This window comes from Pseudoalteromonas qingdaonensis (assembly GCF_038739665.1).
Taxonomy (GTDB): Bacteria; Pseudomonadota; Gammaproteobacteria; order Enterobacterales; family Alteromonadaceae; genus Pseudoalteromonas; species Pseudoalteromonas qingdaonensis.
In genome coordinates this window covers 227,346-248,999 of the sequence record NZ_JBCGCU010000003.1, presented here as the reverse complement: position 1 = coordinate 248,999, position 21,654 = coordinate 227,346, and the positions used below count along the sequence as shown (strand labels likewise).

16 protein-coding genes, 7 tRNA genes, 1 rRNA gene and 2 pseudogenes are annotated in these 21,654 nt (G+C 48.0%); 5 read left to right on the top strand and 21 right to left on the bottom strand.

Annotated features, from left to right (window positions below; translation table 11 throughout):
• Positions 1-117: ribosomal RNA gene (locus tag WCN91_RS04860) — 16S ribosomal RNA — on the bottom strand; the annotation flags it as partial.
• 619 nt (positions 118-736) lie between these two features.
• On the opposite strand from WCN91_RS04860, the gene WCN91_RS04855 reads away from it, so the two are divergent.
• Together WCN91_RS04855 and WCN91_RS04850 are read left to right on the top strand one after the other, a co-directional pair.
• A complete protein-coding gene (locus tag WCN91_RS04855) occupies positions 737-2,152 on the top strand; it encodes an alanine/glycine:cation symporter family protein (RefSeq protein WP_342676819.1) in 1,416 nt (471 codons plus the stop codon).
• A 53-nt stretch (positions 2,153-2,205) separates the two neighbouring features.
• Positions 2,206-2,707: pseudogene (locus tag WCN91_RS04850) on the top strand (SPFH domain-containing protein); the annotation flags it as partial.
• Between the two features lie 164 nt (positions 2,708-2,871).
• Here the strand turns inward: WCN91_RS04850 and WCN91_RS04845 are convergent.
• The 11 genes from WCN91_RS04845 to WCN91_RS04795 form a co-directional block, all read right to left on the bottom strand.
• Positions 2,872-2,945, bottom strand: a tRNA-Cys gene (locus tag WCN91_RS04845).
• Between the two features lie 36 nt (positions 2,946-2,981).
• Positions 2,982-3,057: transfer RNA gene (locus tag WCN91_RS04840), tRNA-Gly, on the bottom strand.
• A 50-nt stretch (positions 3,058-3,107) separates the two neighbouring features.
• Positions 3,108-3,194 (bottom strand) — tRNA-Leu (locus WCN91_RS04835).
• A gap of 42 nt (positions 3,195-3,236) precedes the next feature.
• A tRNA-Gly gene (locus tag WCN91_RS04830) sits at positions 3,237-3,312 on the bottom strand.
• Between the two features lie 63 nt (positions 3,313-3,375).
• Positions 3,376-3,462: transfer RNA gene (locus WCN91_RS04825), tRNA-Leu, on the bottom strand.
• 36 nt (positions 3,463-3,498) lie between these two features.
• Positions 3,499-3,572: transfer RNA gene (locus tag WCN91_RS04820), tRNA-Cys, on the bottom strand.
• Between the two features lie 9 nt (positions 3,573-3,581).
• Positions 3,582-3,657, bottom strand: a tRNA-Gly gene (locus WCN91_RS04815).
• Positions 3,658-3,835: 178 nt separating this feature from the next.
• Positions 3,836-4,387, bottom strand: a complete 552-nt coding sequence (gene pgsA / locus WCN91_RS04810; protein ID WP_342676817.1) for a CDP-diacylglycerol--glycerol-3-phosphate 3-phosphatidyltransferase — start codon at positions 4,385-4,387, stop codon at positions 3,836-3,838.
• 44 nt (positions 4,388-4,431) lie between these two features.
• Positions 4,432-6,252 carry an excinuclease ABC subunit UvrC gene (gene uvrC, locus WCN91_RS04805; protein ID WP_342676815.1) on the bottom strand — a complete coding sequence of 607 codons (1,821 nt, stop codon included), beginning with the start codon at positions 6,250-6,252 and terminating at the stop codon, positions 4,432-4,434.
• Between the two features lie 9 nt (positions 6,253-6,261).
• Positions 6,262-6,912, bottom strand: coding sequence for a UvrY/SirA/GacA family response regulator transcription factor (gene uvrY, locus WCN91_RS04800; protein ID WP_342676813.1), 651 nt, complete (start codon positions 6,910-6,912; stop codon positions 6,262-6,264).
• A gap of 68 nt (positions 6,913-6,980) precedes the next feature.
• Entirely contained in the window at positions 6,981-8,132 is a 1,152-nt protein-coding gene (locus tag WCN91_RS04795) for a dicarboxylate/amino acid:cation symporter (protein ID WP_342676811.1), read from the bottom strand.
• Between the two features lie 362 nt (positions 8,133-8,494).
• Here WCN91_RS04795 and cysK point away from each other — a divergent pair, with 362 nt between their 5' ends.
• Both cysK and WCN91_RS04785 read left to right on the top strand, forming a co-directional pair.
• Complete coding sequence (gene cysK / locus WCN91_RS04790) at positions 8,495-9,463, top strand: cysteine synthase A (RefSeq protein WP_342676809.1); 969 nt, start codon at positions 8,495-8,497, stop codon at positions 9,461-9,463.
• A 114-nt stretch (positions 9,464-9,577) separates the two neighbouring features.
• Positions 9,578-10,009 (top strand): hypothetical protein, encoded by a 432-nt coding sequence (locus WCN91_RS04785; RefSeq protein WP_342676807.1) that lies wholly within the window; start codon positions 9,578-9,580, stop codon positions 10,007-10,009.
• A gap of 67 nt (positions 10,010-10,076) precedes the next feature.
• On the opposite strand, the gene WCN91_RS04780 is transcribed toward WCN91_RS04785, so the two are convergent.
• Positions 10,077-12,353, bottom strand: a complete 2,277-nt coding sequence (locus WCN91_RS04780) for an acyl-CoA dehydrogenase (RefSeq protein ID WP_342676805.1) — start codon at positions 12,351-12,353, stop codon at positions 10,077-10,079.
• Between the two features lie 162 nt (positions 12,354-12,515).
• On the opposite strand from WCN91_RS04780, the gene WCN91_RS04775 reads away from it, so the two are divergent.
• Positions 12,516-14,363, top strand: a complete 1,848-nt coding sequence (locus tag WCN91_RS04775) for a M2 family metallopeptidase (protein ID WP_342676803.1) — start codon at positions 12,516-12,518, stop codon at positions 14,361-14,363.
• A 67-nt stretch (positions 14,364-14,430) separates the two neighbouring features.
• Here the strand turns inward: WCN91_RS04775 and WCN91_RS04770 are convergent, their stop codons facing one another.
• The 8 genes and pseudogenes from WCN91_RS04770 to WCN91_RS04735 form a co-directional block, all read right to left on the bottom strand.
• Positions 14,431-15,222 carry a putative porin gene (locus WCN91_RS04770; RefSeq protein WP_342676801.1) on the bottom strand — a complete coding sequence of 264 codons (792 nt, stop codon included), beginning with the start codon at positions 15,220-15,222 and terminating at the stop codon, positions 14,431-14,433.
• A 124-nt stretch (positions 15,223-15,346) separates the two neighbouring features.
• Positions 15,347-15,721: a PH domain-containing protein gene (locus WCN91_RS04765; RefSeq protein WP_342676799.1), complete on the bottom strand. Its 375-nt coding sequence runs from the start codon at positions 15,719-15,721 to the stop codon at positions 15,347-15,349.
• A gap of 1 nt (position 15,722) precedes the next feature.
• Entirely contained in the window at positions 15,723-16,634 is a 912-nt protein-coding gene (locus WCN91_RS04760; protein ID WP_342676797.1) for an ABC transporter ATP-binding protein, read from the bottom strand.
• Positions 16,631-17,440, bottom strand: coding sequence for an ABC transporter permease subunit (locus tag WCN91_RS04755; protein WP_342676795.1), 810 nt, complete (start codon positions 17,438-17,440; stop codon positions 16,631-16,633). The genes WCN91_RS04760 and WCN91_RS04755 overlap by 4 nt, the downstream gene beginning before the upstream one ends.
• A gap of 106 nt (positions 17,441-17,546) precedes the next feature.
• Positions 17,547-18,725 carry a cystathionine beta-lyase gene (locus tag WCN91_RS04750; protein WP_342676793.1) on the bottom strand — a complete coding sequence of 393 codons (1,179 nt, stop codon included), beginning with the start codon at positions 18,723-18,725 and terminating at the stop codon, positions 17,547-17,549.
• Complete coding sequence (nudC, locus tag WCN91_RS04745) at positions 18,722-19,642, bottom strand: NAD(+) diphosphatase (RefSeq protein WP_342676791.1); 921 nt, start codon at positions 19,640-19,642, stop codon at positions 18,722-18,724. Before nudC ends, WCN91_RS04750 begins: the two co-directional genes overlap by 4 nt.
• A gap of 458 nt (positions 19,643-20,100) precedes the next feature.
• Positions 20,101-20,895, bottom strand: coding sequence for a glucosamine-6-phosphate deaminase (nagB, locus tag WCN91_RS04740; protein ID WP_342676789.1), 795 nt, complete (start codon positions 20,893-20,895; stop codon positions 20,101-20,103).
• Between the two features lie 47 nt (positions 20,896-20,942).
• Positions 20,943-21,644 (bottom strand): annotated as a pseudogene (locus WCN91_RS04735) (DUF5009 domain-containing protein); the annotation flags it as partial.
• Between the last annotated feature and the right edge of the window lie 10 nt (positions 21,645-21,654).

Here is a 21,654-nt window from a genome sequence, read left to right as displayed (position 1 = left end):
TACTCACCCGTCCGCCGCTCGTCATCTTCTAGCAAGCTAGAAATGTTACCGCTCGACTTGCATGTGTTAGGCCTGCCGCCAGCGTTCAATCTGAGCCATGATCAAACTCTTCAATTAAAAGTTTTTTTTTGAAACCTAAGTTTCGTGCTCAATGAATACTGTGATGATATCTTTCGATATCGAATTGACTGTGCTGCAACAAGTAAACTTGTTGCTGTTGGTCACTCACTTCATTTGAGACTCTAAATTTTTTGCATCATCTAGCGAACTAGAATCTGCTGTTAGAACTCAATCTGTACGAGTGCCCACACAGATGATTGCTTCATATTTTTAAAGAACGTTGCGATGACTCTTCATCTTCATCGCGTCAGGGCTGCGTATATTAAGCATTCCTGATTTAAAGTCAACTAGAAAATTTAATTTTCTTTTTCTCAAAGAGTAGTAACTTTTCCGTTTAACTTTCCCAACCACTTTGCTCATTGCTTTTCAGCGTTGTGCTCCGTGTCGGTGGATGCGCATTATAGGGAGATTCGATTTTGACGCAAGCCCTTTTTTAAAGAAAATGACAAAAAGATTTCACCCCCTTACTTAGCTACACCCTACCCACTTGTTATTCACAAATTCCTGTGGATAACCAAATGAATTAGCTATCTTATGTACCAAGGCACTAAAAGTTTGCTCGTCTATATGCTAGATTGCGCCTCAATTTTTTTACTCGTTCAAAGGTACTCTTGTTATGACCGAAATCGCTAACGCTATTAGCGGCCTTATTTGGGGGCATGTACTTATCTATCTGCTAATTGCTGCAGGTGTATTTTTCACTGTTCGTTTGGGCTTTATTCAATTTCGAGACTTTGGGTACTCTTTTAAAGTCATGTTTGCTAGCCGTGAAGGTGCCAAAGGCGGTATCTCATCCTTCCAGGCTTTCTGTACTTCATTAGCCGCTCGTGTTGGTACCGGTAATATGGCCGGCGTTGCCGTTGCCTTATACCTAGGTGGTCCTGGCGCGATTTTCTGGATGTGGCTTATCGCGCTAATAGGTATGGCCACCAGTTTCGCTGAAAGCACCCTGGCCCAGGCCTACAAAATAAAAGATGAAGAAGGTAACTTCCGTGGTGGCCCTGCTTATTATATGGAGCTTGGTCTAGGTAAGCGCTGGATGGGAGTACTATTTTCACTCTGTCTGATCCTAGCTTTTGGCTTGGTCTTTAATGCCGTACAGTCTAACTCCATTGCCGCCGCCTTTAATGTCGCTTTTGGTATTCCCAAGTATGCCGTTGGCATAGCCCTGGTGATTGGCTCCGGCTTTATTATTTTCGGCGGCCTTAAAACCATTGCCCGCTTTGCCGAAATCGTGGTGCCCTTTATGGCCATTGCTTATCTTCTTTTAGCTATATATGTATGTGCGGCCAATGCGGAGCAATTGCCCGGCGTATTTATGCTGATCATTGACCATGCTTTCGGTATTGAGCAAGCGGGTGCCGGCGCCATTGGTTATGGGGTTATGCAGGCTATGATACAAGGCATAAAGCGCGGCCTGTTTTCAAATGAAGCAGGTATGGGTAGTGCTGCCAACGCCGCTGCAACCGCCACACCTAACCCGCCTCACCCGGCCTCTCAGGGTTATGTGCAAATGCTTGGCGTATTTATTGATACCTTAGTGATCTGTAGTGCCACGGCGGCGCTGATTTTATTATCGGGTCAACTGGAACCTGGCTCTGGCCTAACCGGCATTGCCTTAACCCAACAGGCATTAGTGACACATGTTGGTGAATGGGGCTCAACCTTTATCGCCATCGCTATTTTATTCTTTGCCTTTACCTCTATCGTAGCTAACTACTCTTATGCTGAAACCAACCTGCTGTTTTTGGAACACAACCACCAAAAAGGCATGTTGATCTTCCGCTTATTGGTGCTCGCCATGGTTATGTTTGGCTCGCTCGGTGAAATTAAGCTGGTGTGGACACTTGCTGATATTTCCATGGGAATGATGGCTATCGTCAATGTTATCGCATTGTTTATGCTTTCAGGCGTGGTGATCTGGCTAGCTAAAGACTATCGCAGACAACTTAAGGCCGGAGACGTACCCACTTTTAATCGTCGTGACCATAAAAAGCTGGATAAGGACTTACCCCCGGGAATTTGGGAGTAATAATGAAGGCCGCACTTGCGGCCTTTTTTGTTATTTAATTTTGTATCTACGAGCAAAAAGCCATTATTAATATGGAAAACTTTCTCAAGCCACCTCCGAGCTGGCGCAGACAACCTTAAGATCTGTACTGGGGCAACATGAACTGGATGAAATGCTGACGAATCGAGATATGCTGAACGCCGATATCCAGGAGATCTTAGGTGCCCGCACCGACGGCTGGGGAATAAATGTGGCCAATGTCGAAATTAAACACGTCGACCTTAATGAAACCATGATTCGGGCCATTGCCAAGCAAGCCGAGGCCGAGCATACACGTAGAGCCAAGGTAATTCACGCCTCAGGGGAAATGGAAGCCTCAGAGAAACTGATTGAGGCGGCTGAAAAACTATCAAAAGAGCCCAACGCCATCTTACTAAGGTACCTGCAGACATTAACGGAAATTGCCGGCGGAAATTGCCGGCGGAAATTGCCGGCGAGAAAAACTCAACTATCGCCTTTCCATTGCCCATGGAATTATTAAAGGGGTTATTTGAAAATAAAGGAGAGAAAAAGTAATACCAATTGCATTAAATAGATGATCTATTATGGCGTCAGATAAATGGCCCAATAACAAGGGGAAAATTTCACTGTGTAGTGGTTCCACATATGTAATTTTTAACGATGTAAGTGAGTTATTTAGCTCGCAATAATGATAAGAGCTTTAATAAAATTGCTATAGATGGAGGCGGAACCCGGAGTCGAACCGAGGTGGACGGATTTGCAATCCGCTGCATGGCCACTCTGCCATTCCGCCATATTGAATTGATTGTAGCAAGAGAATAAAGGAAATTGGAGCGAGTAACGAGGTTCGAACTCGTGACCTCGACCTTGGCAAGGTCGCGCTCTACCAGCTGAGCTATACTCGCGTTCCAAATGAGGTTGCCCTCACTACTGCCATTTTGACTAAGCAGTCAAATGGTGCCCGGGGCCGGACTTGAACCGGCACGCTGTTACCAGCGAGGGATTTTAAATCCCTTGTGTCTACCAATTCCACCACCCGGGCGGATGGTCGACTCAAGAGTCATACATACGAAGCGAAGGAAATTGGAGCGAGTAACGAGGTTCGAACTCGTGACCTCGACCTTGGCAAGGTCGCGCTCTACCAGCTGAGCTATACTCGCGTTCCGTAGTGAAAACGGCTTGACTGCCTTTATCACAATTCCGAAAACACAATAGTGTTTAAATGGTGCCCGGGGCCGGACTTGAACCGGCACGCTGTTACCAGCGAGGGATTTTAAATCCCTTGTGTCTACCAATTCCACCACCCGGGCATCGGGTTGCTTGCGCATGTGGAAATGTTGAGAAAATGGAGGCGGAACCCGGAGTCGAACCGAGGTGGACGGATTTGCAATCCGCTGCATGGCCACTCTGCCATTCCGCCATCAAAGTTTGGAGCGAGTAACGAGGTTCGAACTCGTGACCTCAACCTTGGCAAGGTTGCGCTCTACCAGCTGAGCTATACTCGCATCCTACAGTGAGAGCTTCTCACTGCCCGAAAAGCATGGCTTTTCGTTTACTTTGATTGGGCTAGCGCCCTCTCAACACCGACGCATTCTACAGAGATTATTAAACGCGTCAATACAAAAAATATCAGTTTTGAATCGTTTGCTTAATTTTTATCTAAAACGGTGTGTAATTATACATTTAGCCGTTATTGGACAGCAAACTCTGACGTGCAGCCATTAAATATTGCACCATAGAACCAAAGGTCAACAAGGTCGCAATGTATAACAACACATAGCTTAACGTCACCATCCAAGGCTGGAACTGCCAAATCAAGCCGATAATGGCCAACATCTGAGCAGCAGTTTTAATTTTCCCTAATTGGGATACGGCCACTTGACCCCGTTTGCCCTGCTCGGCCATCCATTCGCGCAATGCGGAAATAACAATTTCCCGAGAAACGATAATGATCGCCGGTACCGTCATCCATAAACTCTGATAATGACTAACCAGTAACACCAAAGCGACACTGACCATGACCTTATCGGCTACAGGGTCTAAAAAGGCACCAAAGGGAGTGGACTGATTTAAGCGTCGCGCCAGATAGCCATCGAGAATATCTGTGATCGACGCCAACCAAAATACAAATGCCGCTGCGAAAAACGCCCATTGGTAAGGTAAATAAAAAATAACTAAAAAAATTGGAATAAGGCACAACCTAAAAGTTGTTAACGTATTGGGAATGTTCCACATAACTACTAGCAGCGTCTTCTTTTTATTAATATTCGCACGAAGGGCTATGCCTTGTCATGCAAATGGTTAAATATCTTTTCAGCCATGGCCTGACTGATCCCTGGAGCTTGGCTCAACTGCTCCCTTGTTGCATTCTTAACTCCCTGCATTCCTCCTAGGTATTTGAGCAGCGCCTGGCGTCGTTTTTGGCCCACGCCACTGATCTCTTCAAGCACCGAGCGGTTACGCTGTTTCTGACGCTTATTGCGATGCCCGGCAATGGCAAAACGGTGAGACTCATCCCGTATATGCTGGATCAGATGCAGCGCCGGCGAGTCACTACTTAAATTCACGGTTTTACGCCCGGCATCAATTAACAAGGTTTCCAGGCCCGGTTTTCGGCTGGTGCCTTTGGCTACACCAACCAATAATGGCTCTTTATCAAAGGGCCAATCACTAAAAAATTCAACCGCCTGATTTAACTGCCCTTTACCACCGTCAATAAAAATCACATCGGGAATTTTAGTTTCATCCACCAGCTTGGAATAACGCTTTTTCAAGGCAAACGCCATGGCCGCATAATCATCTCCTGGGGTGATGTCGGTTACATTAAAACGCCGATATTGGGACTTATTTGGCCCTTGGGCGTCAAACACCACACAAGAGGCGACCGTGTTCTCCCCCATGGTATGGCTGATATCGAAGCATTCCATGCGGCTGATATCATCTAGATTCAACGCATCTTTTAACAGCGCATAGCGCTTATTGATGGAATCCTGGGTGCTTTGTTTCACCTCCAGGCTACTGCGGGCATTTTTATTGGCCAGTTGCAGGTATTGGGCACGCTCTCCCCTTTGCACCGTCACCAGCTTAACCGCTGCCGATTTTAGCTCACTCATGGCCGCTGCCAGCTCCTTTTGCTCGTCAATGGCAAAGGGTAAGATCAGCTCCTTGGCGATGCGTCCAGTGGCTCCTGGCGTGCAGTAATATTGAGCAATAAAAGAGGTGAGCACTTCATCGTCACTGCTGTTTTTAGGTACCTTGGGAAACAGAGTTTTGCTGCCCAGCACCTTATGATCGCGCACCATAAGAATATGAATGGCTATCAAACCATTATGTGAGTAATAACCTATAGCATCGAGCTCGGCATGCTTACCCGATACCGATTGCTGCTCCTGCACCTTACGCAGCAGCTGAATTTGGTCGCGATACTTGGCCGCCTTCTCAAACGCTAGCTCCTCACTGGCCTGCTCCATTTTTGCTACCAGCTCGGCGATCACCTCTTGGGATTTGCCGCCCAAAAACTTGCGCACAAAGTTTACCTGAGCATCGTAATCTTCATCACTGACCTTGCCCACACAAGGGGCACTGCAGCGTTTTAACTGATATTGCAAACAAGGACGACTGCGGGCTTTATAGTAACTATCCTCGCACTGACGCACCGGAAACAACTTTTGCATTAGCCGTAAGCTATCGGACACCGCGCTGCTACTGGGAAAAGGACCAAAATATTCGCCCTGAATTTTACGGGCGCCACGGTGGAAAGCTAAACGAGGGTGCTGGTGCTTAGTCAACAGAATATAAGGGTAAGACTTATCGTCACGCAGCAGAATGTTATAACGCGGCTGATACTTTTTGATCAGGTTATTTTCAAGCAGCAAGGCCTCGGTTTCGGTGTTAGTCAGAGTGACCTGGATATCACAGATATTACTTACCAAGACCTGTGTCTTAGTGTCTAAACCGGTTTTACGAAAATAACTGGAAAGGCGTTTTTTTAGATTTTTAGCTTTACCGACGTATATCACCTGCTCTTCTTTGTCGAGCATACGGTATACGCCGGGTTCTTCAGAGACCGTTTTAAGAAACTGGTCAGCAGCAAAGGTCATAAGGTTTGATCAGTGATCGCTATCAATATCGATCATTTTATGGCGGATAGCCAAGTGTGTCAGCTCTACATCGCCGTTTACCGCAAGCTTTTCGAAAATTCGATAACGGTAACTGTTGACGGTTTTCGAGCTCAGATTCAGCTGCTCGGCAATGTTTTGCGCCTTATCACCCTTAGTGATCATCAGCATAATTTGCAGCTCACGATCGGACAGGGTCTGGAATGGGCTCTCATCGGCACGACCACTAAACTTTGCCAAAGCTATCTGCTGGGCGATTTCCGGGGCAATGTAGCGCTGCCCGGCATTCACGGAGCGAATGGCTTGGATCATTTCTTCCGAGCCAGCGCCTTTAGTGAGATAGCCATGAGCACCTATTTGCATCACTTTGCTGGGGAAAGGATCTTCACAGTGCACGGTCAATACTATGACCTTTACATCGGGACAATATCGGCAGATCTTCTTGGTCGCTTCCAAGCCACCAATACCTGGCATATTCATATCCATCAAGACGATATCCGGCTCGGTTTGACGGCAAAACTGCACCGCTTCTTCACCGGTTTTAGCTTCGCCTATCACCTTAAAGCCACGAACATCGTCAAGAATACGTTTAATTCCGGTACGTACCAGTTCATGATCATCAACAAGCAATACATTAATCAACGGGATCACCCTCTTTAGTTACGCTCAGGTGCTTCCTTTTTACCCGAGCGTACCTATAAACAGCTTACTCAAGCCTCTGTTTTAACAGAAAAACGGTCGACCCACAATGCTATGATGCCATCACCAGTCACATTACAAGCGGTACCAAAACTGTCTTGAGCTAAATATAAGGCGATCATAAGCGCAATTGCCGCATCATTAAAGCCCAACATGCTAGTTAGTAGACCCAATGCCGACATCACAGCGCCACCTGGAGCGCCAGGCGCCGCTATCATCACTATACCAAGCATAAACACAAAGGGCAGCATCTCGGTTAAACTACCAACGCTCATGCTCGGCGATAAAGCCATCACCGCCATGGCACAGGTCACTATGGTAATAGTCGAGCCAGAAAGGTGAATGGTGGCACACAGGGGCACGCTGAAGTTGGCAATATTCTCTTTTACACCATTGTTTTTACTTGCCTGCAAGGACACAGGAATAGTGGCCGCACTGGACATGGTACCCAAGGCGGTAAAATACGCCGGCAACATGTTTTTAATTAGTTCTAGCGGTGAGCGACCAAGCAAAATACCCGTGCCCACATACAGCACGGTTAGCCATAACCAGTGCATCACCAAGGCAATGGCCAATACCACGGCAAAGGTTTGTAAGGTCGAGGCCACGGTTCCGGCCACCGTCATATCCGCAAACACGCCAGCAATGTAAAAAGGCAACGCCGGAATGATCACCTTGGCCAATAAGGCATCGATCACCTCACGACCTTGGTCAACTACGGTTTGCAACTCGGTTAATTGACGCTGGCTAATAGCAATACCAAAGGTAAAGGCGGTGGCTAAGGCCGTCATTACACCCATCAAGGGTGGGATTTGAATATCAATAAAGCTTTTTAGTGCACTCTCTTCTGAGCCGGAAAAACTGATACTGCCGCTTAGGTGTGGCGCCGCCCAAATCATCACTAAAGTTGCCAAGGTGCCGGCGATAACCGTTGAACCATAGGCAAAACCAACGGTTTTACCCAGCAAGTGATTGGCCCCACGAGGCAGCCCGGCAATACCCGAACAGATGTAAAACAGGATGATCAAAGGAATGGTAAAACCAATCAGCTCACCGATCAGGGCTTTCATGCTGTACAACACTCGTGCAACCCACTCAGGAGCAAAGGCACCTATTACTATCCCCAACAGGATGCCGGCTATCAATTTAACAATAAGCTTCATAATATTAGAATCTAATTTAACAATACCGATGTTTTACCATCTTTTAACACTTATGTACGCATAAATCCGCTCAATCACACATCGGATGAATAAGGATTGAACAAACTGCTGCCTTATTTGCATACCGGCTCTGTATAGAGGCAAGTGGCAAAACGCCTTAGCATGCGCCAAAATTATTTCACCTTCTGGTAAGGAAGAACGAATAAAATTAGAATATCAGGTATATCAAACTTTGTTTTTATACCCTGGCGTTATAACCGATTAGCTATATCATATAGCCAATCTTTCCTTTAGTTTTGCGCTTCAAAGAGTAAAGTGAAGGCATTACCGAATATACGGTCACATTTAGCTAGGTACTGAATATGTCAAAGATTTACGAAGATAATTCGCTTTCAATTGGAAACACCCCGTTAGTTAAACTTAACCGCGTCACCTCTGGCAATGTTTACGCCAAAGTCGAAGCACGTAACCCGAGCTTTAGTGTTAAATGCCGCATCGGTGCGTCCATGATTTGGGAAGCCGAAAAATCTGGCGAATTAACCGAAGGCAAAGAGTTGATCGAGCCGACCTCAGGTAATACTGGCATCGCCTTGGCCTTTGTTGCTGCATCTCGTGGCTATAAGCTGACTTTAACCATGCCCAACACCATGAGCTTAGAGCGTCGTAAACTACTTAAAGCATTGGGTGCCAACCTGGTACTTACCGACGGTGCCAAGGGTATGAAAGGCGCTATCGAGAAGGCCAAAGAAATTCGCGATAGTAACCCTGAAAAATATATTTTATTACAACAGTTTGAAAACCCGGCTAACCCTAAGATTCACTTCGAAACCACGGGCCCGGAAATCTATGATGCCCTAGATGGCAAAGTTGACTTCTTTGTTGCCGGTGTGGGCACAGGCGGCACCATCACAGGTGTTAGCCGCTATTTGAAACAAGAAAAAGGCTTGGATGTAAAAGCCATCGCCGTTGAGCCAAGCGACTCACCCGTGATCAGCCAAACCATGGCCGGTGAAGAAGTTAAGCCTGGTCCACATAAAATTCAGGGCATAGGTGCCGGCTTTATTCCTGGCAACCTGGATTTAGAATTGCTTGATGGCGTTGAGCTGATCAGTAATGAAGAGTCCATGGAGATGGCCCATGAGCTGATGAAACGTGAAGGTATCCTTGCGGGTATTTCATCCGGTGCCGCTGTGGTCGCTGCCAAACGTATCGCCGAGCGCCCAGAAAACGCGGGTAAGAACATTGTAGTTATCTTACCTAGCTCAGCTGAGCGTTATCTATCAAGTGCCCTATTCGCTGATGAGTTCAGCGATCAGGAATTGGTACAATAATTCAGTTCCTGGTTCTTTATTCGTAATTTAAAGGTGCTTAGGCGCCTTTTTCTTTACTTGTGAACCCCTGCACTTCACACTTTCGTTTAGTTTTTATTAATATCATCACTGCCTATGAAGCACATTATTTTCGCCTCACTCTTGGTACTTTTAAGTGCTTGCGGGCAAGAAGACAAAATTACCGGCGACCCTAACTCTCCTGGTTATGTGGCCAGCCAATATTTCTTTGCTCTTTTTAATCACAACAGTTTAGAGCAGGCCAGCGAGCATGCTTCACCTAAACTCACCCGTATCATGTATGCCTACGGCAGTGCCGATCAATTCACCCGCAGCGTACTCAACATGCAATTTGATCATGTTAATATCGAACTCGATCGCACCGATATGAGCGTGCGTGAGCAATATGGTAAGAGTGCGACCATCAACCTAGTCTTCACCGGTGATTTTCAGGGCAAAAAGGTCGACGATATGCGCACCGTCAAGTTAAGCAGAAATGGCATGTCCTGGATGGTGACAGAAGTTGTCCCCGATCCCTACGGCCGCTAAGGCAAAGCCCTAGACCAAAGCCGGACATTAAAAAAGGGCCTTTCGGCCCTTTTAGCATCTATTGCTGCTATGCAAACTCATCGGCGTCAAAAACATTAACGGCTATCACTTGTTGCCTTAACTCCTCAGCCTTAATCAGCAAATCATATTCTTCCTCGCCGATCTTCTCTTTTTCTTTTGCATCCTCAATCAGCTCGGACACAGTTAACCCGCGAATTTCTTTTTCACGTTTAAGTTTATTAAGTGATTTATAAGCGGATGCTGCTTGGTGCTGAGCCTCAAGTGCTTCCTCAAGCACGCCGGTGCCGTTGTTTTCATCCACCACACACAAGTGGGTTAAACGCTCGCGTACCACACCCACCTGAGTCATATGCTTGGCCACGGCTTTGGCAACCTCATCTTTAGGCATTTTAAAATGATTGCCCAAAGGGAATACCACTAAGCGTAACAGGCTTCGCAGTGCTAAACCGCCAACATTGGCAATAAACTCATCAAAGGCCTTGGCACACAGATACAGGCTACGCTCTAGCGAATATTGCACAAAAGGCAGGTCGGCATGTTGGTGCCCTTCATCTTCAAAGCGCTTTAATACAGCGGAAGCTAGATAAAGGTGACTTAATACATCGCCCAAACGAGCCGACAACATTTCTTTGCGCTTTAACTCGCCGCCAAAGCGTAACATGGCAATGTCAGAGCAAAACGCCAGCGCCCGCGAGAAACGGCCAAGATAACGATAATACTGCGCTGTAGCGCCTCCCACGGGAGTGCGGGCAAAGTAGCTACAAGTCAGAGCATGCACAAAGGCCATGGCGCCATTGCTGGCGCTGTAGAGAATATGCTGACATAAGAGAGGATCAAACTCCTTCACCCCTTTTTCGCCATCCTCGTGTGCGGCGGCCGCCATTTCATCAAGCACATAAGGGTGACAGCGAATGGCGCCCTGACCGAATATCATCAGGTTGCGAGTGAGAATATTCGCGCCCTCAACTGTGATAGAAACTGGCGTGCCCATATAGCAGTGAGCCAAGTAATTCGATGGCCCCATTTGAATGCCCTTACCGGCATGAATATCCAGCGCATCATTGATCACCTGGCGACCCATTTCCGTCATATGGTATTTGGCAATGGCGGTGATCACCGATGGACTCAGCTTTTGATCTATGGCCGTGGCGGTTAACACTCGAGTGGCCTCAAGTTGATAGGTTAGGCCGCCGATACGTGCTAGGGCCTCCTGTACTCCTTCAAACTCGCCTATGGCCACACCAAATTGCTGGCGCAGCGCCGCGTAGGCACCACTGGTGCGGGCACTTAAATGCCCGGTTGCGGTGCTCAGTGCCGGCAGGGAAATGCCCCGCCCCGCAGATAAACACTCAACCAACATGCGCCAGCCGTTACCGGCTTGCACTTCACCGCCGATAATCCAATCCAGAGGAATAAACACATCTTCCCCCGTGGTGGTGCCGTTAAGGAATCCCATATTCATGGGCTTATGGCGCATACCCGTTTTCACCCCAGGATGATCCGTGGGGATCAGGGCGCAGGTGATGCCGATATTCTTGGTGTGCCCTAACAGACCATCTGGGTCGAACATCTTAAATGCCAGCCCTAATACAGTAGCCTTAGGCGCCAGGGTAATATAGCGTTTTGACCAGTTTAATCTCAGGCCAAGCACTTCCTCGCCTTGGTATTCACCTTTACAAACAATACCCGTATCTGGGATAGCACCGGCATCCGAGCCTGCATCCGGCGCGGTCAAGGCAAAGCAAGGTAGCTCTTCACCCTTGGCCAGCTTAGGAAGCCAGTGGCTTTGCTGCTCCAAAGTGCCATAGTGCAGTAATAGCTCTGCCGGGCCCAAGCTATTGGGCACCATCACGGTCACCGCCGCACTTAAGCTCTTGGTGGCAATTTTCGCCACTATGGTAGAGTTTGCTAAAGCGGAGAATTCATGACCGCCGTGCTCTTTGGGAATGATCAAAGCAAAAAAGCCTTGGTCTTTAAGGTATTGCCATACCGGCTCACTTAAATCCTGATTTCGGGTGATTTCATCGTCATCAAGCATAGCGCACAGGTTAGCCACCTGGTTGTCGATAAACTCACGCTCTTCGCTACTTAATGTGGTGGTGGCATATTGATGCAGGGTATGCCAGTTGGGATTACCACGAAAAAGCTCGCCATCCCACCAGATATCCCCCGCCTCCATGGCATCGCGCTCGGTTTGTGACAGCGGCGGCAGCGCTTTTTTGAACCATTTAAAAACCGGACGGGTAATGATATTCATACGAATATCACGCACCCCAAACACCACAATAATGGCGACCAAAATAAGGATAAATAACCAACTCATTGCTTTGTTCCTTGATGCTGCATCTTAGCCCTCAGTATGGACGAACTATCAAGATTTACAATCATTTGCGACATCTGCATATACCAACTCGCAGCGCACTGCTATTATTCTGTGGCTTTTGCCGGATTATAAAACCCGGATCTAACAACAAGAGGAATCTTCATGACTAATTTGCCATTTAAACCAAGCCTAAGCGCCTTGGTTGTCTGCGCGGCGCTAGGCCTAAGTGCCTGCTCTGACGCCAACACCGCAGAACCAAAACAACAAGGTGTTACTCAAACTCAGTTAAGTGCTGCCGATGCTCAGCGTTTCTTAGATAAAACCGAACAAGACCTTGCCGCCCTTTACCTTGAGTCAAGCCGTGCCGAGTGGATTTACGCCAACTTTATTACTCATGATACCGCCGAGCTTTCTGCCGAAGTAAACCGCAAGATGACCGAAACCGTAGTGCGCCTTGCCAATGAAGCGGCCAAGTTTGACAGCCTAGAGCTTGATTATGATGCCCGCCGCAAGCTCGACAAGCTTAAACTTGCCCTAACCCTACCTGCCCCTCAGGACGCCGAGAAAACCGCCAAACTTTCTCAGCTGGTTGCCGAGTTAGGTGGTTTATACGGTAAAGGCAAATATTGTAAAGAAGACGGTACCTGCTTAAGCCTGGGCGAGATGACCGCCACCATGGCCACCAGCCGTGATTACAATGAACTACTGGATTTATGGCAGGGCTGGCGCCAGGTATCTAAACCCATGCGCCCGCTTTACGAGCAACAAGTAGCGCTTACCAATGAAGGTGCACAGGAGTTGGGTTATGCCGACACCGGCGCCATGTGGCGCAGCAAATACGATATGCCAGCCGATGACTTCGGCAAAGAGCTGGATCGCATCTGGGGCCAGGTAAAACCTTTATATGATTCACTGCACTGCCATGTGCGCGCCAAACTGGGCGAAAAGTACGGTGAAGACAAGGTACCACAAGATCAACCCATCCCAGCTCACCTGCTAGGTAATATGTGGGCACAAAGCTGGGGTAACATCTATGATGTAGTCGCCCCAGAAAATGCCGATCCTGGTTATGATGTTACCGAGCTGCTTGCCAAGCACAACTATGACGAGATCAAAATGGTAAAAGGCGCCGAGAAGTTCTTCACTTCAATGGGCTTTGCACCGCTGCCGCAAACCTTCTACGAGCGCTCGCTATTCATTAAACCACAGGACCGTGATGTGCAATGTCATGCCTCGGCCTGGAACATCGATAGCAAGGACGACTTGCGCATTAAGATGTGTATTCAGCGCACCGGTGAAGAGTTCTCTGTTATTCACCACGAACTGGGCCACAACTTCTACCAGCGTGCCTACAACACGCAGCCGCTTTATTATCAGGAAAGCGCCAACGATGGTTTCCACGAGGCCATTGGCGACACCATAGCCCTGTCTGTGACTCCGGCTTACCTAAAAGAAATCGGCCTGCTTGATGAAGTGCCGGATGAGTCAAAAGACATCGGCCTGCTAATGAAGATGGCATTGGATAAAGTAGCCTTTATTCCTTTTGGTCTGCTTGTTGACCAATGGCGCTGGCAGGTATTCTCAGGTGAAATTACTCCTGAGAACTATAACCAGGCCTGGTGGGATCTGCGCGAGAAATACCAAGGTGTGCAAGCGCCTATCGCTCGCTCAGAAGCCGACTTTGATCCCGGTGCCAAATACCATGTACCAGGCAACACGCCGTACACTCGTTATTTCCTAGCGCATATTCTGCAGTTCGACTTCCACCGTAGTCTGTGTGAAATCGCAGGTAACGAAGAAGCGATCCATCGCTGTTCGGTATACAACTCAAAAGAAGCCGGTGAAAAACTTAATGCCATGCTAGAGATGGGTTCAAGCCGCCCATGGCAAGAAGCCCTGGCCAGCGTGACGGGTAAAGAAGAAATGGACGCCACCGCCATCCTGGATTACTTTGCCCCGCTTCAAGCTTACCTTGATGAGCAAAACAAAGGCCGTCAGTGCGGCTGGTAATAAGCTCAAGTAAATAGCAAAAAGCCGCGAATATCGCGGCTTTTTTTATTCCTAAAATCAGAGCAGATTAGAACTGCGCCGTGGCTTTTAGGTAGTACTGATCTAGGTCTGAGTCATCCCAGTTATTACCATAACCAGCAGTCACAGCAAAGTTAGTAGTGAAGAAGTGCTTAGCACCAAAACCGTAGTTATCTTCTTCATCAAACTCAACGAATGCCGAAGTTGCTTTGCTGAAGTAGTAGCTAGAGCCAAGCTCCCAGTAGCTATCTCCATCTTCAATATCGATAAATGTCCCTTCAACCGTTAGGTAGTTACCGTGCTGTAAATCTTTAAAGTATTTAGCACTTACTTCACGGTGATCGAACTCATCGTCCACTTTCGCTGTGAAACCAATGTAATCGGTAGCGTTTAGCGCGTGGTTATATTGACCAGAGAAGAAGTAAACTTCATCGGCGTGCTCATAATCAACACGGTCAACCTTGAACAATAGGTTGTCGTTTACCAGGTAACCTAGGCTTAGTGTGTAGCCATCAACATCACCAGCATCGTCAAAATCTGTGGTGTTGTAAGACGCGCCAACAACAAAGTTATTGATGAAGTATTCACCGCCAAGGTTATAGTTAGTGGCAAAATCGCTGTCTGCGATACCGCCATATACATTGGTGGTTTTGTTGATGTATTCAAACTGATCCAGCGGGCCAAGTACTTGCTTAGGCGCGAAATAGTACTTAGAGCTTAAAGAAACAAAGTCATCAGAGTCGAAGTTAACGTATTCAAGATCAGTGATCGACTGATAAGACTGAGCGAATGCAGCGCCTGAGAAAAGAACAGATGCGATGGCAACAGTTAGTTTTTTCATAATAAATTCCCTATATCTAAATAAAGCAGCGCCACTCTAGCGCTGCTGAACTGAATTATAACTTAACTAACTATTTGATTGTTTTAATTAAATGTTAGGGATTGTTAGATATAGGTACAAATTCTTACAAAGCGTAGCGTGACAATATTCGATAAACCTCATTAATGTTGTCACCAGCCTTAAAGTTTTTCGTCAGTGGCTCCTTATCCGAGCCTATCCAGATTTTCAGCTCCGCATCCATATCAAAATGACCGGCGCTTTCTTTGCTGAATTTAGTAATTTTACCGTAAGGAATACTCAGCACTTCCATTTTTGACCCAGTCATACCTTGTTTATCCACCAAGATTAAGCGCTTGTTGGTAAACAGGAATAAATCGCGGATCACCTTATAGGCCTTTTCCAGATTCTCTCCCGGGGCAAGAATTTCATCCAGCAGGGATTCCAGCTCCTCGCCGTCCACTTCACTGGCATTACCCATTAGTCCGCTTAAAAGTCCCATATTAGGCTCCTGTTGCAAATAGTTGATTTTCAAGAGTGTGACCATTAACCAGCGCTCGATACTGCCACCCTTGTTGATGACATAATCTTAACACCTGAATATCCATGGCCTCGGAGTCGGCTTGATGTTCGTAGCCGATCACAAATTCGTTACTTTGACTATTACTTACCTCAATCACCCGTTCAAGGGTTTTTAGTCGCTCTACCACCTGCGCATCTTGCTCTAGCAATTGCAGGGTAAGATACCTCAGCTGCGCGCCGCCTTGATTAAGCTCGTGGGTTGCCAATTGCCCCTGGCGTAAATATAAGACGCGGTCACATAAGCGTTCAAGCTCGGATAAATCGTGGGAGCTGAGCACAAAGGTGGTGTGATCACTGTGCATACTCACCAGCTCACGAATGGCCCTGGCATTGACCGGATCAAGCCCGGCGGTGGCCTCATCCAGCATCACTAGTTTAGGCGAGCCGATCAGCGCCTGTGCAATACAAATACGTTTTTTCATGCCGTGTGACAATTCGTTAGGGCGGTTATTGAGGGTCTCGGACAGACTCACTAGCTCCAATACCCGCTCACATTCGCTGCGCGCCTCGGCGCGGCTAAATCCTTGCAATCGCGCAAACAGATTTAATTGCTCGCCAACACTAAAGTCCGGGCTTAGCAAGGCATCCTGGGGCAAGGCCGCAAGCTGACCAAACAAGGCGGCACTGCCCGGCTTATGACCAAGCACGCGCAGCTCACCCCGGCTCGGTTGCAAGTAGCCGCAGATTAAACTGAATAAGGTGGTTTTACCGGCGCCGTTAGGGCCGACCAGGGCAATGGGCTTACCCGCAGTCAATTCAATATTCACGTCTTTCAGCGCTTGCTTGGCACCGAAGAAATGGCTAACGCCCTTGGCTTCTATTAACAAACTCATAGACTGCCTCGCTGAAATTTATAAAAGCCAAGCCCTAAAAAGAGCCCCGATTGCACCAGCGGCCACAATACCGCGCTCATTAAAGGTGGACGTAAGGTGGCAATTTGGTCGAGGGGCTCGCCGGGGAACAAATAATCCAGCACCATAGGCACGCCCAGTTTCACCTGCAGTATGGATAAGATCAGCAAGCCCAAGCTGTAGAGCAAGATCACGTAAATCAGTGCCATTCTCGATGAGCGCGCCACTGTATTAAGTAGAGACATCAAAGCAATAAAAGGCAGTAAATTAACCAGTAGCAGGAGTTCAAACTGCAAAGCATGCCAAAGCGCTTGTGGAAGAATACTGATATCACGCAGCGCCACCAAAATAAGCGCCCCGCACAGGCTAATGGCAATTAAAAATGCGGTACTTAAAGTGTGGCCGAAAAAGCGTCCCAGCACAATTTCCAGGCGTGTGGCGCGCAGCGCAATAAAACGCAGTGTGCCGCGCTCACGATCGCTAACAAACTGATCGCTACACAAGTAAATAATAAAGGGTGGAAAGGTAAGTAAGGCGATTAGGCAATACACCGCCATCTCGGCGTCGGGCCAATATAACAGGCTTTGCAGGCCCAGGTTACCAAACACGGCTAAAATAAACTGCTCAAACTCAGGTTGAGCGAGAATATTCACCGCTTCATACACACCATAGCGATAAATCATCAGCCACACCAGGGCAAAGGCCAACAGTGCCAGCCAGGCTTTCTTAGTTAAAAAATGCCGTGCCAGCTCAAACTGCATCAGCTTGCCGATACGCACAGGGTCCATGGCGTTATCCTTATTATTATTAATTGTTTACCACTATAAATGAAAAAAGCGCTCAAAAGTATGAGCGCTTGTAAAAAGATGTTTCAGTTGACTTTACGGCCAATGACTAAGCCTGAGCACAAACCTTAGCATACACATCAAGGCCCTGACTCAGATCCTCAATCAGGTCATCCACATTCTCTAAACCAATATGCAGACGAATAATTGGCCCGTGCGCCCAACCGGTTACGCTGCGCAGCGGTGCCATGGTAAGGCCTGTGGTGATCAAACTCTCATAGCCGCCCCAGGAAAAGCCCATTTTAAAGTGATGCAAGGCCTCAACCAAGGCATCCAGCGCTGCCTGGTTGCCCTCTTTCATCACAACAGAAAACAAACCATTGCTGCCGTGAAAATCACGCTTAAAGTGCTCATGCCCAGGGCACGTTGGCAAGGCGGGGTGACGTACATGGTCAACCAGCGGGTGCTTGCTTATCCAATTCGCCACAGTTAGCGCCGCCTGCTCATGCTGTGCCAAACGCACTGCCATGGTGCGCAAACCGCGCAGCGCCATATAGGCATCGTCGGCACTGCAGCACTGACCAAGCAGGTAAGACTGCTCACGCAAGGTTGGCCAATGCTGCTCGTTGGCAACGCTGACACCCATCATCACATCACTGTGGCCGACGATATACTTGGTTGCCGCCTGGATACTGATATCAACACCGTGATCTAAGGGACGAAACTGCAGGCCATTGCCGTACGTATTATCGAGCATGGTAATTAAACCATGGTCTTTGGCCACCTTAACCAGTGCCGGCACATCCTGCACCTCCATGGTGATGGAGCCGGGAGACTCCATAAACAGCACTCGGGTGTTGTCCTGAATAAGCTCACTTATGCCTGCGCCTATCATGGGGTCGTAATAAGTAGTGCTCACGCCCAATCCGCTCAGTACCTTATCGCAAAAATCACGGGTCGGCTCATAAGCGGTATCCATCATCAGGATATGATCCCCGGCCTTCACAAATGACAACAGGGTATTGGCAATGGCCGCCGCACCGCTTGGGTAAAGGGCACAACCAGCGCCGCCTTCAAGCTCGGCAATGGCTTCTTGCAGGGCAAAATGGGTATTGGTGCCGCGACGGCCGTAGAATAAAGCACGATTTCCACGATTTTTAGCCGCTTCTTTAAATTCGGCCACGCTGTCGAATACCACGGTTGATGCCCGCTGCAATACCGGGTTCACTACCCCTTGGGTGTACTTTTTACTGCGCCCTGCAGCGATCAGTTGGGTTTCTTTCTTCATTCCTGGTCCTCATTCTGTGCTATCCAAGAGTCGATTAAAAATCGTGAAATGGAGTCTTTACGAGGCAATTTAAAATGCTCGCCCTCGTCCCCCCAGTTATCAAATTCCTGTAACTCTTGACGGGAAAACCATCTCGCCTCACTTATTTCGTCCTGGTCGATAAATATATCTGTGCTTTTTGCTTTGGCCATATAACCCAGCATTAAAGAGCTTGGAAAAGGCCAAGGTTGAGAGGCAATATACCTGGGGTTTTCAACAGCCACTCCCGCCTCTTCCATCACCTCACGAGCCACTGCGGCCTCTAAGGTTTCGCCCGGGTCCACAAAACCAGCCAAGGTTGAGTAAACACCTTGGGGCCAACTCGCCTGGCGGCCCAATAAGCAGCGTTCAATGCCATCGCTAAAGGGATAATGAACCAGCATGATCACTGCAGGATCGGTTCTTGGGAAGGTTAAATGACGGCAGTCTTTGTTGCTGCATTTACGCGCATGACCGGCTTCTGCAATAAAGTTTTGGGTGCCACAGCGACCACAAAACTTATGGGTTTTATGCCAGTGGCACAGACCTCGGGCCAGCACTAAAATGGCCGCATCATGAGCATCAACCACTGGCCCGTATTTGCGGATATCAACGAATTCATAACCTGCGAACTGCTTCTCTTCGGCCAGAGGCACGCTAACATCCAGTGCGAAGTAATGCTGCCGTTTGTGCTCGCCCAGGTAGATGGCATTATCCACATCAAAGGCTTTTACGGCTTGGTAGTCGGCAAAAGCAGCGATAGGAGAGTCTGGGATAAACAAATTATGGTCGTTATTAATAAGCACATAACGCCCACCTTGGCGCTTGTTAATAAGCCAATTTGGGTCTTTGCGGTCACTGGAGTGACGGTCTAAAGGCAACTGGGTGTACTGCAACATCTAACTATAAACACGGGCCAAAAAATCTAATGCCTCTACCCTAGCATAATTGCGGCCCATCGACAGCGACAAAAATAAGGGTCTGTTGACCTTTGCTGTTTTTTTCTGCAGCAGCTTGTTAGGTATTTATACAAGGCAGAGCATGTGTGGTGTAATCGCTCTACAGAAGCAGGCGATAACGTAGTAAAAATGCATCACAAGCGCTGCCCCATGGGTTCACCTAAACGTCTCCTGCTCTTTGTTGCTCGCTACTTACATAGACGAGCAAGACCGAAGCAATGCTTCGCAGCTTAGCGAGGTGAGCGCATGGATGCGCGATGTAACCAAGCTTCATGGATGAATTTAACCACATAAATCAGTGATTATATTCACCAGACTGCGTTTAGCTTGAACATAAAGTAAACCGCAAAGATAAACAGACCCTACATTAGGGCTTTTTAATCTAGCTAATGAAGAAGTTATCTTTTGCCAAGGCGCTTTAACAGCTTTTGGTTTTCGGCTTCAATATGTTTGTAAAAATCCACATCCGCCAACTTACTTGCTGCTGCTTCATCTATCACCAGCACGGCATTTTGATGCATTTGCAGCGCCGATGCCGGGCAAGCGGCACTGAGTGGCCCTTCGACCGTGGCGGCAATGGCCGCAGCCTTGCTCTCGCCTGTTGCCAATAACACCACCTTCTTGGCATCCAATATGGTGCCTATGCCCATGGTGATGGATAAGTGAGGCTGGTATTCGCCTTCCCCAAAGAAACGCGCATTATCGGCGATGGTTTCCTTGGTCAGGGTTTTTACTCGGGTACGCGAGGTCAAGCCAGAAGAAGGTTCATTAAAACCAATATGGCCGTTGCGACCTATACCAAGTAGTTGCAAGTCAATCCCGCCCGCTTCGGCTATTTGCCGCTCGTACTGCTCGCAGGCCGCAATGGGATCGTCCGCATTGCCTGGCGGCACATGAGTGTTGTTAATATCTATATCAATATGAGCAAACAACTGCTGATTCATAAAGTAGCGGTAACTTTGCGGATGTTCACCGGGCAAGCCCAGGTATTCATCGAGGTTAAAACTTTGCGCCTGAGCAAAGCTTATGTCCCCTTGCTGGTTTAGCTTGATCAGGTTTTGATACAAGGCCACAGGCGTTGAACCGGTCGCTAAACCCAATACCGAGGCTGGCTGCTTTTTTAACTGCGCCGCAAACAGCTCACTGCCATAGTGAGCAACCGCAGCAGCGTCTTTTAGAATCACAATTTGCATGTCTAGCTCTTTGTTAAAGTTGAAAAAAATGGGATCTATGGGCACAAGCGCCCAGCAAAAACACCCATCAACGCGTTGGCCACGGCGGGAATATTCGACAATATGCCCTCAGGGTCAACCGGCCTATTCTGATAACTAATACCCGGTAACAGGTGTTAATCAATCCAGGCGTTCCAACTGCCCTCGACACTTAGGTCGCCGGCAACCCCGCCGGGCACGGGAATAAAACAAAGCCAAAGCCAATAGTCTACTAAGATGCCAACCACCACCATCACCTGCGTGCGCATCGAGGTGTGCCACACCAGCATGGCAGCAATAAACCAGGCAATAGCGATGCGCCCAAGCACGCTGGCATAGCGAATTTCGTCCAGCGCCATAGGCATGCCGGTGCCCCAACCATGGTTATAAAGCACCCCAAAGGCAGATAAAATAACCAATCGTTTCAATGCCTTTTGGTAATAAGGCAGGCGTTCATTAAGAGATAAATGGTCGATGCGTTTAGGGCTTAAGCCCATGGCCACGCCCGATAAGAAGATAAAGAGCGGAAAAATCAGGTCGTAAAAAGTGAAGCCATGCCAGGGCGAGTGCAGCGTGTGCGCCTCGAATGCTTTCCAGCCTTGCCAACCCGTTAACACCAAAAGTGCGGCGAAAATGCCCTGACCGCCTAGGATCCAAAACATATCAAAGCCGCGCAATGCGGCCAAAGAGGCCAGGCGTTGCTTCTTCTTATCCGTGTTAGTTGTTGTCATATACTCTCAC